Genomic DNA, 13,909 nt, shown 5'->3' on the forward strand with positions numbered 1-13,909 from the left:
GCGCGGTGGGGAAAACTCCCCTCCGCGGATGCCGGCGGACGCGCCGCGAAGAGGGCGCGGGAACCTGCGCGACCAGCCGCCCGCCACCCGCGGGTTTCCGGCCGGCTCACCCTCCGGAGTTAGCATCCGCCTCATGACGACTGCAGACACCAACGAAAACTCCCCCCTCGACGTCGACATCGACGCCCTCACCGGTGGCACCGCCGACCTCGCCCAGTACGCCGGCCAGGCCGTCCTCATCGTGAACGTGGCGTCCAAGTGCGGCCTGACCCCGCAGTACAACGGCCTGGAGAAGCTCCAGGAGCGCTACGCGGAGCGCGGCTTCACCGTGCTCGGGGTGCCCTGCAACCAGTTCATGGGCCAGGAGCCCGGCACGGCCGAGGAGATCGCGGAGTTCTGCTCGGCGACGTACGGCGTGACCTTCCCCATGACCGAGAAGGTGGAGGTGAACGGGGAGGGACGGCACGCGCTGTACGAGCGCCTGGTGGGCTTCGCCGACGCCGAGGGCCACAGCGGCGACATCCGCTGGAACTTCGAGAAGTTCCTGATCGGCCGGGACGGCACCGTCGTCGCCCGTTTCTCCCCGCAGACCGAGCCGGAGGCGGCCGAGCTCGTCGCGGCCGTCGAGGGCCAGCTCGCCTGAGCGGCCGTTGACCTTGCCCCTGGGGCAGGGCCGAGTCTCCTTGTCGCCGGGCGGGACAGGCCGCCCGGTGACGGAGGATGAGGCCGTGGACGACGAACTGCTCACCATCGGCGCGTTCGCCGCGCGGGCCAGGCTCTCGGCCAAGGCCCTGCGGCTCTACGACCGCCTGGGGCTGCTGCCGCCCGCCCGGATCGACGAGGCCAGTGGCTACCGCTACTACCGCGCCGACCAGGTCGAGCGGGCCCGGCTGGTGGCGCTGCTGCGCCGGCTGGACATGCCGCTGGCCCGGATCGCGGAGGTCGTGGAGGCCCCGGACGGGGCGGCGGCCGCCGACCGGCTCGCCGCGTACTGGGCGGACGTCGAGGTCCGGATGGCGGGACAGCGGACCCTCGCCGAGTACCTCCGTGGACGGCTGTCGGGGAGGAGCTCCGAGATGTACGGCAAGTTCGTGATCGAGACGGTGGACGTGCCCGAGCAGGTGGTGATCAGCGAGGCCCGGCATGTGCTGGCGGGCGAGCTGCCGGCGTGGATCGGGGCGTCGCTGGGCCGGCTGGAGGCCGCGGCCCGCGAGTGCGGCGGGGTCACCGCGCCGCCGTTCGTGGTCTACCACGCCGAGGTGTCGATGGAGAGCGACGGTCCGGCCGAGTCCTGTGTGCCGGTCGCCGACGAGGCGGCGGCGCGGGCGTGGGCCGAGCGGAACGGCCGTACCTGGGAGACGAAGGTGAGTGTGCGGCCCGCCCAGCGGCTCGCCTACACCCGGATCACCAAGGCCCAGGTGGCCCATCCGCAGATCCTCGCCGCCTTCGAGGCCGTGGAGGAGTGGATCGCCCGGGAGGGCCTGGAACAGGCGGGCCCGTGCCGTGAGGTCTACTTCGCGGACTGGGACGCGGCGGGGGCGCAGGATCCGGTGTGCGATGTGGCGTTCCCGGTGATCCCCGCACGGTGATCCAGGAGAGGTGATCCCGGGGGCCGGTCCGGCCGGCCCCGGGGCACAGCCGAGCCCTCTCGGCAAGGACGGCGAGCTGGTCGAGAGGGCTCTTGTGGTGCTTGTGCAGTTGTCGGTCGCGCGGTCGGTGGAAGGTGCGGGTTCAGACAGCCCCGCCCCTTACGCCTTGACCGACGCCACGAAGGTGTTCCACGCGGTCGCGGGGAACGCCAGGACGGGGCCCTCGGGCACCTTGGAGTCCCGCACCGCCATGGCCGCTACGACCGGCGACTTGACCTCGACGCACGCGCCGTTACCTGTCGAGTACGAGGACTTGGTCCACGTGTCCGTGGCACCCTGACGAATTGCCATGTTCGCTCCGAATTACCAGATGTTGAGTTGCTGTCACCGTCCTGCGCGTCCGGACCGGATCCCGCAGGACGATTCACGCCAACGTTGTTGCTCGGTGGCGTGATCGACGCTACTCGCCAACATCGGCTGACGAAGCGACTATTCACTCGGGCGGGTGGCATATTCCATTGGAGTCTTCCATCCCGGCCGGGAGACGGTGTACTGTGCGGCTCTTCTCCGGTCGGGGCGGGTGTTTCAGCGCGCGTACTCCTTCGCGATGTCCGCGATGAACTGCCGTGACTGGTCCACGTTCAGGGCCTGCGCCCGCAGATGCTCGTACATCACGCTGTACTTCTGGACGTCGTTCGCCTTCTCCAGGTACAGGTCGCTGGTGACGCCCTCGATGTAGACGACGCTGGAGTCGGCCGCGTCCGGGAACTCCAGGATCGCGTACTGCCCGTTGAGGCCCGGGTGCGCTCCCATCTCGAAGGGGATGACCTGCACGGTGACGTGCGGCAGCTGGGACTGCTCGACGAGCTGCTCCAACTGGTCCCGCATGAGGGAGCGGTTGCCGACCACGCGGCGCAGGGCGGCCTCGTCGAGGACGGTCCACAGTCGCAGCGGGTTCTCCTCGGTGGAGATTCGTTCCTGTCGGCGCATGCGCACCTGGACCCGTTTCTCGATCTCGGTCTGCGCCGTCTCCGGCAGCGCGCCCGCGATCAGGGCCTCGGCGTACTGCTTGGTCTGCAGCAGCCCCGGCACGACCTGCGGGTCGTACACGCGCAGGCTCGCCGCGTCCGTCTCCAGACCGATGTAGACGCTGTAGGGGATGTCGCCGAAGGAGTGCCACCATCCTTGCTGCCGCGAATCCTTGGCCATCTGCATCAGGGAGTCCACGATCCGGTGGTCCTCCACCTCGTAGACCCCGCACAGGTCGCGGACGTCGCGCTGGCTGATACTGCGCCGTCCGTTCTCCAGGCGGCTGATCTTCGACTGCGACACGAGCAGCCGCTCGGCCACTTCCTCGGCCGTCATGCCCTTGAGCTCGCGGAGCCGGCGCAGCTCCTGGCCCAGCCGGCGTCGCCTGACGGTGGGATTGACATTGGACGCCACGGGACGTGCACCTCCGGCTGCCTGCCTGTAATTACCACTTTGCGTATCTGCTGTTGAGCAGACTGCCACCAAGGTGCTTACTACCGCTGGGAAACGGTGGATATGCGCTGGATACACGCCAGTTCGCCAGGACCCCCGCACATGCGGCCGCGCGGGGCGACGGGACCGCCGCGCCATCCGGTGGACGGATGTGCGGACGTACGGTCCCGTCGCCCCGCGCGGACCAGCGGCTCCCGTACCGGTCTTGGGGACTGCGGTGCGGCGCTGAACTTCGCGTGCGTGGTGTGCGGGTCGTGCCGGTGGTGCGGGTGGTGCGCGTGCTGGATCAGGCGGTGCGTACGCCGGATCCCGTGATGCGGGTCGTGGGACTGCGGCTCAGTGGGCCACGACACGCGCCATGGATCCGCGGCGCGGCTGCACCGGAACGCCACGAGCGGGTTCCGCCGCGGCCCTGCCTCCGGGGGCGGCCTGCCGGCCGGCCGGGGCAGCCGGGTTGCGACGCGGCTGGGCCGCCGCGCCGTTCTGGACGTCCATCACCGCGTGCGCGACGAGACCGCCCATGGGGTCGTGCCTGATCAGGTCCCTGAGCCGGGACCGAGAGGATCGCCCCTCGTTCCCCGGGTACAGGTGCTTGCCGAGGCCGACCGCGTGCGCCAGTGCGGCGAGCGCCGCGGTCCGCGGGTCCGGCGGTACGCCGGTGCGGATCGCGGAGTCCAGCCGGGCCCTGATCTCCCGGCTGATGGCGGTGTCCGTCGCCTGGTAGCGAGTCGTCGGCAGCACTCCGCACATCTGGCCCGCCACGGCATGCACCATGCCGCACCGCTCCAGATGCGAGAGATAGGTCTGGCGTAGGCCAAGGCGCGGCCCGCCAATCCAATGGACTGCCCGCACCGGAGCGCCACGCCTTCGCAGCAACTCCAATGCACAGTCCAGAGTCGGATCTCCAGTCGGCCGTGGGGACACCACGGCGATACGATCCCCGTCTGGGGCTATCCGTCCGGCCAGCGCCAGCTCCACTAGCTGCGCTCCGGCCAGACCGAGGTCGAGCGACTGCGGCTGTGCGGTGGTGCCCGTGGTCGGGTCCAACGCCAGCAGCAGAAGCTCCTCCGGAAGTGTTCTGCGGCTCCTGCCCATCCATGCCTCCCCGCGTGGATGACAGACAGGGTGACCCCTCTCACATTGGTCTGTCGAGGGTGCGTGACCTGTTTGTGAGGGAACCGGTAGGTATGTCGTTCTCGTCTACCGCGTCAGTGGGGGGCCGCGCACAGGACACTGGTACATGGTTCGGGCAGCGGCACGGGGGTCGCACGGTCACAGTGTCCGGGCGACGGCTCACGGTTCGGCAGACGCACGGAGGGCGTGCGGCGGCACATGGAGGAGGCATCGGTGGCGGGCGAGTCCCCCGACAGGTCGAAGCAGCGCGAGTCGTCGGCAGAACCGACGTCGGGGAGCGCGGTTCCGGTTCCCGAATCCAGGCCCGAACCGGAGGGCGGCGGCGAGAAGCGCGACCCGCGCCTCGCGGTGGCCCGGGAGTCCACGGCCCCGAAGAAGCAGGCGGCGTCCCGGGGCGGTGTGGACACGGCCACGCGCGTGCTGTCCCGCCGCGAGCTGGAGGCGGTACGGGAGGAGCTGGAGAACTCCGCCGGCTCCGGTGCCGACGACGCGGACGGCCCGACGGCCGAGCCCGAGGACGCGAAGGCCGCGGCGACCGCGGACGGCGACGCCGGGGACGCGAAGACGGAACTCCCGGACACCGAGGGCACGAAGGCGGACGTCCCGGACGCGGACGACGCGAGGACGGACGCGCAGGACGCCGGGAGCTCCGAGGACGCCGAGCCGGCGAAGGCCGACGCCGAGGAAGCCGAGCGGGCGAAGGCCGACGCCGAGGACGCCGAGGACGTGGCGCCCGAGCCCGAGGACGCCAAGCCGGCGCAGGAAGCGAAGACTGACGGCGCCTCCGGTGACGGTGACGGTGACGCCGAGCCGGAGCCGGAGCCGAGCGACGACCGGCTGAAGGCCGCCGTGGCGGCCTGGGTGGCCACCTCGGACACCGACGCCAAGGACACGACGTCGGACGCGGACGACACCGCCGGCAGCGACGACGCGGACGACACCGCCGCGGCCTCCGCCGCCGACGCCACCGACGCCACCGACGCCACCGACGCCACCGACGACGCCCCTACCGCCGAGGACGGCCCGGCCGAGGGCCCCGCAGCCGCTGACGCTCCTGCGCCCGCCGAGGCGCCCGAAGGTGCCGGGAAGGACGCTGCGGCCGCCTCGGAGGACTCCCCCGCGGATTCCCCTTCCGACTCCGCCCCGCGGGATCCCCGCGGCTCCGCCGCCGCGGCCCCCGAGGACGCCGCTCCCCGCACCGACGCTCCCGGCAAGGACGCCCGGGCCGACGCCGCCGGCGACTCGGACCGGGCGGACGACACCGACGGCTCCCCCGCGGACGGCGGCGACGGTGGTGGCGGTGCGGCCGCCGAGCCCTCCGTCGATCAGCCGACCGCGATCTTCAAGGCCGTACGGCCCGCCAAGCCCTCCGTCGACCAGCCGACCACGATGCTGAAGGCGCCCAGGCCCGAGGCGCCCGAGCCGAAGGCCGCCGAACCCGAGGCGCCCGCGGAGCGCACCAGCAAGTTCGTCGCGCTCAAGCCGGACATCCGGCCGGAGGCCCCGCAGCCGCCGGCCGCACCGAACGCGCCGAAGCCGCCGGCCGCCCCGGACGTCACCACCGCCGTCCCGCAGGTCGGTCCCGAGCGCACCACCCAGCAGCCGCTGCCGCCGAAGCCGCCGCTCGATCTGCTGGCCGAGCTGACGAACACCCCGCCGCCGCCGGACACCCCGGTGCGGACGGCCATCCGGCGGGTCAAGATCTGGACGCCGCTGGTGATCCTGCTCGCGATCGTCTTCGCGGTCGTCCAGTCGGTGCGCCCGCTCCCGGCCCCCACCCTGGAGCTGACCGCGAAGGACTCCTTCACCTTCGACGGCAGCAAGATCGACATCCCGTGGCCGGCCGACGGCCAGGCCGCGCTGGACGTCGACGGCATCGGCACCTTCGGCTCGTCCGGCGACCAGAAGCCCGTGCCGATCGCCAGTGTCGCCAAGGTCATGACGGCGTACCTCGTCCTGCGCGACCGCCCCCTGGAGAGCGGCGACGAGGGGCCGAAGATCAAGATCGACCAGCTCGCCGAGGACCAGTCGAACGCGGGCCAGGAGTCGACCGTCGACGTCACCGCGGGCGACAAGATCACGCAGCGCGAGGCACTGGAGAGCATCCTGATCGCATCCGCGAACAACGTGGCCCGTCTGCTGGCTCGTTGGGACGCCGGGTCCGAGAAGGCGTTCGTGGCGAAGATGAACGCCGCCGCCGAGGACCTCGGCATGACGAACACGACGTACACCGACCCCTCCGGTCTGAACGACACCACCGTCAGCACGGCCGTGGACCAGGTGAAGCTGGCGAAGGCGGCGATGAAGTTCCCCGCCTTCCGCGAGGTCGCCGCGATGATGTCGTACGACGACTACAAGGGCACCAACCACTCCAACTGGAACCAGCTGGTCGGCAAGAACGACGTCGTCGGCATCAAGACCGGCACCACCACCTCCGCGCTCGGCAACCTCGTGTTCGCCGCGAAGAAGGAGGTCGGCGGCGAGACCCGCACCATCGTCGGCGCCGTCGTCCGCCAGCCGGCCGGCGGTCCGGAGAACACCATCCTGAGCGCCGCGCTGGACGGCGGCGACCAGCTCATCCGGGCCGCGCAGGGCGCGCTGGAGTCGGCGACGATCCTGAAGAAGGGCGACGTCGTCGGGTACGTCGACGACGGACTCGGCGGGCGCACCGCGGTCGTGGCCACCAAGGACGTCAAGGCCGTCGGCTGGTCGGGGCTGCAGGTGAAGCTGACCTTCGCCCCCGACGAGGTGCCGCACACCGCGAAGGCCGGCACCCAGGTGGGCACGCTCACCGTGGGTGACGGCAGCAGCGGCGCGGTCAAGATCCCGGTCGCTCTCCAGACGGATCTGGCCGAGCCGGGCTTCACGGACAAGCTGACCCGTATCGCCTGAACCCGGGGCCCCTGAACGGAGCCTCACGCAGCCCGCCGACGGCGCTCGTCGGCGGGCTGCGTGCTAGCGTCACGAAACGGGCAGGTCGACGCTCACAAGGCGCGACCGGAGAACCTTCAGGGTCTGGGCCGACAACGCGCGGGAAACGGGACGCGGCCAGAACAGAAGACGGGACAGTACGGGGAGTGCCTCAGACGTGGCCACTGCGGAGCCGACACGCGCCGACGACGCCGATCCGGGACGGGGAGCCGGTCCGCGAATACGCGTACCCGCGCCCCGTACGGGAGAGAGGCGCAGCCCCACGGAGGAGAGACCTCCGTCACGGCTGACCGCCGCCGTCGCCGCCCTGCGTGAGCGTCTGCTGCGTCACCCGGTGCTGTCGATCACGGCCCTCGCCGGGCTTCTCCACGTCATCTGGTTCTTCACGTTCGCGAACAGTGGCGGCGATCTCGCGGCGCAGGACGCCTGGGCCGAGTTCGTCGGCCGGCACCCCGACTCGGCCTACAACCTGGCCTGGTACGGCGGGATGCACCCGGTGTCCTACAGCGTGGTGTCGCCGTATCTGATGTCGGTCCTCGGCGTCCGTACGACGATGATGATCGCGGGGACCCTCTCCGCGGGTCTGCTGACGCTGGTCCTGCTGCGCAGCCGCTCCGTGCGCAATCCGCTGTGGGCCGCCTTCGCCGGGGTCTTCGGGCTGATCGCCAACGCCATCTCCGGACGCGTGACCTTCGGCCTCGGCACGATGTTCGCGCTGGGCGCGGTCGCCGTCGTCTTCTGCTGGCCGTACCGCTGGCGCTACAAACGCTGGGCGAAGGCGCTGTGCGCGGCCCCGCTGGCCGCCCTCGCGACGATGGCGTCCCCGGTCGCGGGGCTGTTCGTGGGCTTCGTGGCGGTGGCGCTGTTCCTCCAGAAGCGCCGGCCGGGCGCCTGGGCGCTGGGTATCGCGCCGACGGCGGTGGTCGCGGTGTCGGCCTGGCTGTTCCCCTTCTCCGGCACCCAGCCGATGGTGATCGGCTCGGTGCTCCTGCCGCTGCTGTGCGCGGTGGTCACCTTCGTCATCGTGCCCGGGGACTGGAAGACGGTCCGGCTGGTGTCCGCGGTCTACGGCCTCTCGGTGGTCCTGGTCTGGGTGGTCAGCTCGCAGATCGGCTCCAACATCACGCGCCTGGCGATGCTGTTCGCGGGGACGGCCCTGGTGGCCGCGCTGCCGTACACGGTGCCCCGCTCGCGCAAGTGGTACGCGGGCGTGCTGGCCCTGCTCACCTTCGTCGGCTGGATCGGCTACAAGACGGTCGACGACATCATCCACGCCGCCCCGGCCGCGTCCTGGGCGCGCGAACTGGCACCGCTCGTGAACGAGCTCCAGGAGGTCGGCGCCGAGAAGGGCCGCGTCGAGGTGGTTCCGGCCCGCTCCCACCGGGAGGCCTCCGCGCTCGCGCCGTACGTCAACCTGGCCCGCGGCTGGAACCGCCAGGCCGACATGGAGCGCAACCCGCTCTTCTACGACGACACCCTCAACTCCGCGAACTACCGCGAGTGGCTCCAGCGCTGGGCGGTGCACTTCGTGGTGCTGCCCAAGGACGAGCCGGACGCCTCGGGGGCGGAGCGGGAGCGGGAGCTGGTGCAGCGCGGGATGCCGTATCTGAAGCAGGTGTGGGGTGACGCCAACTGGCAGCTGTTCAAGGTGACCGCCCCGGCGCCGCTCGCCGAGCCGAACGCCGTGGTCGAGCGGGCCGAGCAGGGCGAGATGACGATGCGGGTGAGCAAGCCCGGCCGTGTCGTGATCCGTATCCCCTACTCGCCCTGGCTGAGTCTCCTCGACGCCGACGGCAAGAAGCTCGACCCGCCGAAGGAGACGGAGGCGTCCAAGGACCGTCCCGACGGCTCGCCGAAGTCGTACGACAACGTCGACGGCTGTCTGATGGAGACGGAGGAGGACTCGCTCGGCGACAAGTGGACGGTGCTGCTCGCTCCGCGGGCGGGCGAGTACCGGCTCGCGGCGCCGTACGCGTTCTCGCGCGGGACGACGTGTCCGGAGGAGCTGCGCTGACCCGCTCGCGTCGCTCAGCGCAGGTCGGCCACGTGACGGTCGGTACCGGGCACCGTGGGGATGAACGGCGCCACTAGTTCCACCCGCCCCAGACCGGCCTCCTCCACCTCCGTGTCCAGGCCCGTGAAGGTGGGCTCCCAGCACTGCCTCGGGTCCTCCTCCAGGAACCACAGCAGGGTCAGCCGGGTGTCGACGCCCTCGACCTGCTGGACGTACGACATGCGGTCCAGCGGCAGGGGCGTGGGCCGGAAGACCGTCACCAGCGCGGCCGGGGAGCCCGCGAGGCGCTTGGGGAGGTGCCGGACGCGCAGCCACTGGAGCAGCTCGGCGCGCTGCTCGGGCGAGGCGGCGTCGACGACCTGGACGACCAGGCCCGCGTAGGGGTGGTCCAGGGCGTGGAAGTCGCGGGGGCCGGCCGCGCCGTCGCGGTACACCGTCGCCTCGTGGTCCTGGAACGCCGTGAAGACGTGGGTGCGGTCCTGGTAGACGCGGGCGTCGCGGTTGAGGCGCTTGTTGATGCCGACGGTCCAGCGCATGTGGTCGGCGTAGCGGCCGGCGGTGATCCAGTACGTGGAGATGTAGCAGCCGGCGGTGACCGGCTGGGCTATGGCCGACTTCTCCGGGTAGCGCAGCAGCTGCAGGTCCCTGGTCGCCACCCAGCGGCGGCCCGCGAACATCCAGGGCATCGCCATCGCGCCGGCGTAGTAGTGGTCGTCCTCGTACCAGCGGTTGTAGGCGTACTCGTGCCCCGGGTGCGGTTCGACCATGGTGATCAGGGCGTGGCCGGGGCGCACTCCGTACGGGCCGACGGCGGCCAGTTCGGCGTACGTCTCGCTGCGGGTGTCCTCGCTCATGCCGTTCCCTTCCTTCCGGTGGCTTCCGTCCTCCCTCGGACGCCCATACTCTGACGCCCCGTCAGATAATGCGCCAGAGTCAGGGAGGTCTCGATGTCACTGCTCACCGGCAAGACCGTCGTCGTCTCGGGAGTGGGGGCCGGACTGGGCCACCAGGTCGCGGCGGCGGTCGTACGGGACGGCGGGAACGCCGTGCTCGGGGCGCGCACGGAGGCGAATCTCGCCAAGAGCGCCGCCGAGATCGACCCCGGCGGGACGCACACGGCCTACCGGGCGACCGACATCACCGACGAAGCACAGTGCGAGGCGCTGGCCGCGCTGGGCCGGGAACGGTTCGGGGGGATCGACGGCGTGGTCCATGTCGCCGCCTGGGACTCCTACTTCGGCGGCCTTCAGGACGCCGACTTCACCACCTGGCAGTCGGTGATCGACGTCAATCTGCTCGGCTCGCTGCGGATGACCCGCGCCTGCCTGCCGGCGTTGAAGGAGCGCGGCGGCTCGGTGGTGTTCATCGGCACCCAGTCCGCCGTGGCCGCCCCGTCGCAGGTGAGCCAGGCCGCCTACGCCGCGTCCAAGGGGGCGCTGACCAGCGCCATGTACTCCCTGGCCCGGGAGCTCGGCCCGCACCGCATCCGGGTCAACACCGTACTGCCGGGCTGGATGTGGGGGCCGCCGGTGCAGGCGTACGTCCGGTTCACCGCGCAGACGGAAAAGGCGCCGGAGGAGGACGTACTGAAGCGGCTGACCGGGCGGATGGCGCTGCCGGACCTGGCCACGGACGGCGATGTCGCCAACGCGGCGGTCTTCCTGGCGTCGGATCTGGCGCGGGCCATCACCGGGCAGTCGCTGCTGGTGAATGCGGGGGAGTTGATGCGCTGAGGTACGGTTTCGACCGTTCGCGACTGTTCAGATCTGTGAACGTAGGTCACCAAGGCGAACGATTTTACTGTCTGTTGACCTTACGTGCGCTTGTCGTGCCCTTGCCACCGCACCCACCATGGGCGAGCCGTTCACAGGACGGAACCCGGGGAAGGGGTCACATGAACAGTCTCGACTGGGCCGTGCTCATCGGCTACTTCGGCGTGATGGTGGCGATCGGCGTCTGGTCGCACAAGCGAGTGGACAACGTCAGCGACTTCTTCACCGCGGGCGGGAAGATGCCGTGGTGGCTGTCGGGCATCTCGCATCACATGTCCGGCTACAGCGCGGTGATGTTCACCGGGTACGCGGGCATCGCCTACACCTACGGCGTCACGTCCTTCGTCACCTGGTCCTTCCCCATCGCGCTCGGTATCGCCATCGGTTCGAAGCTGTTCGCGCCGCGCATCAACCGGCTGCGATCACGGCTCCATGTGGCCTCCCCGCTGGAGTACCTGAAGAACCGCTACGACCTCAAGACACAGCAGGCGCTGGCCTGGTCCGGCATGCTGCTGAAGATCGTGGACGTGGGCGCGAAGTGGGCCGCGATCGCCACCCTGCTGTCGGTGTTCACGGGTGTCTCGCTGAACCAGGGCATCCTCATCACCGGTTGCATCACGGCCGTCTACTGCACCATCGGCGGGCTGTGGGCCGACGCGCTCACCGAACTCGGCCAGTTCGTCATCCAGTTGCTGGCCGGCGTCGCGATGTTCGTGGCCGTCATCCTGGAACTGAACGACAAGGGCATCGGGTTCCTCGACGCCTGGGACCGGCCGGAGCTCCAGGGCCACGGTGAGCCGCTGGTGGGGCCGTACGGAACCGTCTTCCTGCTCGCGTTCCTGTTCATCAAGCTCTTCGAGTACAACGGCGGCATGCTCAACCAGGCCCAGCGGTACATGGCCACGGCCACCCCGCGGGAGGCCGAGCGCTCGGCGCGGCTGTCGGCGATCCTCTGGCTGGTCTGGCCCGTGGTGCTGTTCTTCCCGATGTGGATGTCGCCGCTGCTGGTCGAGTCGCAGAAGCCGGACGGCTCGGACTCGTACGGCCTGATGACCGAACAACTGCTGCCGCACGGCCTGTTGGGCCTCGTCATCGTCGGCTTCTTCTCGCACACGATGGCCATGTGCTCCTCCGACGCCAACGCGATCGCGGCCGTGTTCACCCGGGACGTGGCGCCGGTGCTGTCGAAGCAGGCGCGGTCCTGGGGAGAGCGGTCCGGTCTGATCGCGGCCCGGGTGACCACGGTCGTCTTCCTCGCCCTGTCGATGGCGGTGGCGACGCAGGTCAACTCCCCCACCTTCAAGGACATCATCACCGTCGTGATCAAGTGGGTCGCCGGTCTCATGGGCCCGATCGCCATCCCGATGATGCTGGGCCTGCTGCGGCCGTTCCGCCGCTCCGGCCCGACGGCGGCGCTCACCAGCTGGTCGATGGGTCTGCTCGCCTTCTGGCTGGTCAACTACCCGATCAGCTGGCAGATCGAGGGCGGGGTGCCGCTGCAGTACCAGGTCTCCATCCCGCTGGCGGTCTCGCTGGTCCTGTACATCCTCATCGGCTTCGTCAAGCCGGAGGACACTCCGGAGCGGCTCGCCGTCGTCGAGCGCATCAACACGGACGACGACGGGGACGCGGCGGCCGCGGTGCCGGCTCCGGCGGACCCGATGGAGGACGCGGTCCGCGCGAAGGACTGAGCACCGGGCAGGGAACGGCGCACGCGCGCACAGGCGGTCACCCGGACACCGGGTGGCCGCCTTTCGCCGTCTGCCGCGGGGGTGTTGCGGGTGCGGGCGGGGCCGGGTGGGGGCAGCAGCGCTCCGGCGACGGACGCGGCGAGACCGGCGGCGGCGCGGTCAGGCTCGGGGATATCTGGCCAGCCAGCCCGGTGACGACCCGGACGGGCCGTGCAGGGCCGGGCCCTGGGTCATCTCCATGGCGAAGTCGTCGGCGAGCTCGAGGATCGTGGGGCGGCCCTCCAGCTCGGCCAGCCAGGCCGGGGGCAGGGCGGTCTCGCCGTGCAGGGCGCCCAGCAGACCGCCGGTGAGGGCGGCCGCGGCGGCGGAGGGGCCGTCGTGGTTCACGGCGAGCCGGAGGCCGTGGCGGACGTCCTCACCGACCAGGGCGCAGTACACGGCCGCCGCGAGCAGCCCGTCCGCCGAGCCGTCGGCGGCGAGCTCCTCCACCCGCGCGGGGGTGGGCATGCCCTGCCGTACGGCGCCGAGCGCGTGCTGCAAGGCGTCCGACACGGGCTCGTGCCCGGGGCGCGGGGCGAGCATCGCCAGGGCCCGCTGCACGGCCCCGTCGAGGCTCTCCCCGCAGGCCAGACCGTGCACGATCACGGCGTACGCGCCGGCCGACAGACAGGCGATCGGGTGGCCGTGGGTCTGGGTCGCGCACTCCACCGCGAGCTGGACGACGAGCTGCGGCTCCCAGCCGACGAGCAGTCCGAAGGGCGCGGAACGGGCGACGGCCTCCGGGCCGAGCTCGGTGGGGTTCTTGGGCGCTTCGAGGGTGCCCATGGTCTCGTCGCCCAGCCCGATCAGCAGGGCACGGGTGGGGTCGCGGCGGGCGTAGAGCCACTCCTCGCGCGCCAGCCAGCCGTCGTCCTTGCGGCGCTCGTCGGGACCCCAGTCCCGCTGCGTGGCGGCCCAGCGCAGATACGCCCGGTGCACGTCGGTGGGCGGATGCCAGGCGCCGGTGTCCCGTCTGACCTGGGCTCTTATCAGCCCGTCGACCGAGAACAGGGTGAGCTGCGTGAGATGGCTCACGGCGCCGCGTCGCCCGTACCCGAATCCCAGGTCGGCCAGCCCCTCGGCGCCGTACTGCTCCTGGATCTCCTCCAGTGCGAGCCCGTCGACGGGCGCCCCGAGGGCGTCCCCGACGGCCACGCCCAGCAGCGTGCCGCGGACCCGGCTGCGGAAGTCCTGCTGCTCGGTACGGCCCCAGACAGCGCCGGCAGTCGCACTCACCAAGACCTCCCCGTGACAGTG

General features: G+C 71.1%; 11 protein-coding genes. 6 read left to right on the forward strand and 5 right to left on the reverse strand.

The window, feature by feature from the left end; translation table 11 throughout:
• Nucleotides 1–133 precede the first annotated feature (133 nt).
• Both ACGFW6_RS26135 and ACGFW6_RS26140 read left to right on the forward strand, forming a co-directional pair.
• Entirely contained in the window at nucleotides 134–643 is a 510-nt protein-coding gene (locus tag ACGFW6_RS26135) for a glutathione peroxidase (protein ID WP_393514492.1), read from the forward strand.
• 85 nt (nucleotides 644–728) lie between these two features.
• Entirely contained in the window at nucleotides 729–1,589 is an 861-nt protein-coding gene (locus ACGFW6_RS26140) for a MerR family transcriptional regulator (protein WP_393514495.1), read from the forward strand.
• 159 nt (nucleotides 1,590–1,748) lie between these two features.
• On the opposite strand, the gene ACGFW6_RS26145 is transcribed toward ACGFW6_RS26140, so the two are convergent.
• From ACGFW6_RS26145 to ACGFW6_RS26155, 3 genes are all read right to left on the reverse strand, one after another.
• On the reverse strand, nucleotides 1,749–1,940 hold the full coding sequence (locus ACGFW6_RS26145) for a DUF397 domain-containing protein (RefSeq protein WP_030967809.1): 192 nt from the start codon (nucleotides 1,938–1,940) through the stop codon (nucleotides 1,749–1,751).
• A gap of 234 nt (nucleotides 1,941–2,174) precedes the next feature.
• Nucleotides 2,175–3,032 (reverse strand): helix-turn-helix domain-containing protein, encoded by an 858-nt coding sequence (locus ACGFW6_RS26150; protein WP_393514498.1) that lies wholly within the window; start codon nucleotides 3,030–3,032, stop codon nucleotides 2,175–2,177.
• 375 nt (nucleotides 3,033–3,407) lie between these two features.
• Nucleotides 3,408–4,166, reverse strand: coding sequence for a GPP34 family phosphoprotein (locus ACGFW6_RS26155; protein ID WP_393514501.1), 759 nt, complete (start codon nucleotides 4,164–4,166; stop codon nucleotides 3,408–3,410).
• A gap of 252 nt (nucleotides 4,167–4,418) precedes the next feature.
• Between ACGFW6_RS26155 and ACGFW6_RS26160 the strand changes: the two genes are divergently transcribed.
• Together ACGFW6_RS26160 and ACGFW6_RS26165 are read left to right on the forward strand one after the other, a co-directional pair.
• Entirely contained in the window at nucleotides 4,419–7,097 is a 2,679-nt protein-coding gene (locus ACGFW6_RS26160) for a D-alanyl-D-alanine carboxypeptidase (RefSeq protein WP_393514504.1), read from the forward strand.
• A 196-nt stretch (nucleotides 7,098–7,293) separates the two neighbouring features.
• On the forward strand, nucleotides 7,294–9,150 hold the full coding sequence (locus tag ACGFW6_RS26165) for an MFS transporter (RefSeq protein WP_393514507.1): 1,857 nt from the start codon (nucleotides 7,294–7,296) through the stop codon (nucleotides 9,148–9,150).
• A 14-nt stretch (nucleotides 9,151–9,164) separates the two neighbouring features.
• Here ACGFW6_RS26165 and ACGFW6_RS26170 read toward each other — a convergent pair whose 3' ends face one another.
• Nucleotides 9,165–10,004, reverse strand: a complete 840-nt coding sequence (locus ACGFW6_RS26170) for a hypothetical protein (protein ID WP_393514510.1) — start codon at nucleotides 10,002–10,004, stop codon at nucleotides 9,165–9,167.
• A gap of 93 nt (nucleotides 10,005–10,097) precedes the next feature.
• Between ACGFW6_RS26170 and ACGFW6_RS26175 the strand changes: the two genes are divergently transcribed.
• Together ACGFW6_RS26175 and ACGFW6_RS26180 are read left to right on the forward strand one after the other, a co-directional pair.
• A complete protein-coding gene (locus tag ACGFW6_RS26175) occupies nucleotides 10,098–10,883 on the forward strand; it encodes an SDR family oxidoreductase (RefSeq protein ID WP_393514513.1) in 786 nt (261 codons plus the stop codon).
• Between the two features lie 161 nt (nucleotides 10,884–11,044).
• Nucleotides 11,045–12,613, forward strand: a complete 1,569-nt coding sequence (locus tag ACGFW6_RS26180; RefSeq protein ID WP_393514516.1) for a sodium:solute symporter family protein — start codon at nucleotides 11,045–11,047, stop codon at nucleotides 12,611–12,613.
• Nucleotides 12,614–12,772: 159 nt separating this feature from the next.
• Here ACGFW6_RS26180 and ACGFW6_RS26185 read toward each other — a convergent pair whose 3' ends face one another.
• Nucleotides 12,773–13,888: an ADP-ribosylglycohydrolase family protein gene (locus tag ACGFW6_RS26185; RefSeq protein WP_393514519.1), complete on the reverse strand. Its 1,116-nt coding sequence runs from the start codon at nucleotides 13,886–13,888 to the stop codon at nucleotides 12,773–12,775.
• Between the last annotated feature and the right edge of the window lie 21 nt (nucleotides 13,889–13,909).

It is taken from the genome of Streptomyces sp. Y7, assembly GCF_043195415.1.
GTDB lineage: Bacteria > Actinomycetota > Actinomycetes > Streptomycetales > Streptomycetaceae > Streptomyces.

Coding starts and splice junctions, on each gene's coding strand:
- ACGFW6_RS26155 (WP_393514501.1), bottom strand. CDS start 4,166: ATGGGCAGGAGCCGCAGAACACTTCCGGAGGAGCTTCTGCTGCTGGCG.
- ACGFW6_RS26180 (WP_393514516.1), top strand. CDS start 11,045: ATGAACAGTCTCGACTGGGCCGTGCTCATCGGCTACTTCGGCGTGATG.
- ACGFW6_RS26135 (WP_393514492.1), top strand. CDS start 134: ATGACGACTGCAGACACCAACGAAAACTCCCCCCTCGACGTCGACATC.
- ACGFW6_RS26145 (WP_030967809.1), bottom strand. CDS start 1,940: ATGGCAATTCGTCAGGGTGCCACGGACACGTGGACCAAGTCCTCGTAC.
- ACGFW6_RS26175 (WP_393514513.1), top strand. CDS start 10,098: ATGTCACTGCTCACCGGCAAGACCGTCGTCGTCTCGGGAGTGGGGGCC.
- ACGFW6_RS26170 (WP_393514510.1), bottom strand. CDS start 10,004: ATGAGCGAGGACACCCGCAGCGAGACGTACGCCGAACTGGCCGCCGTC.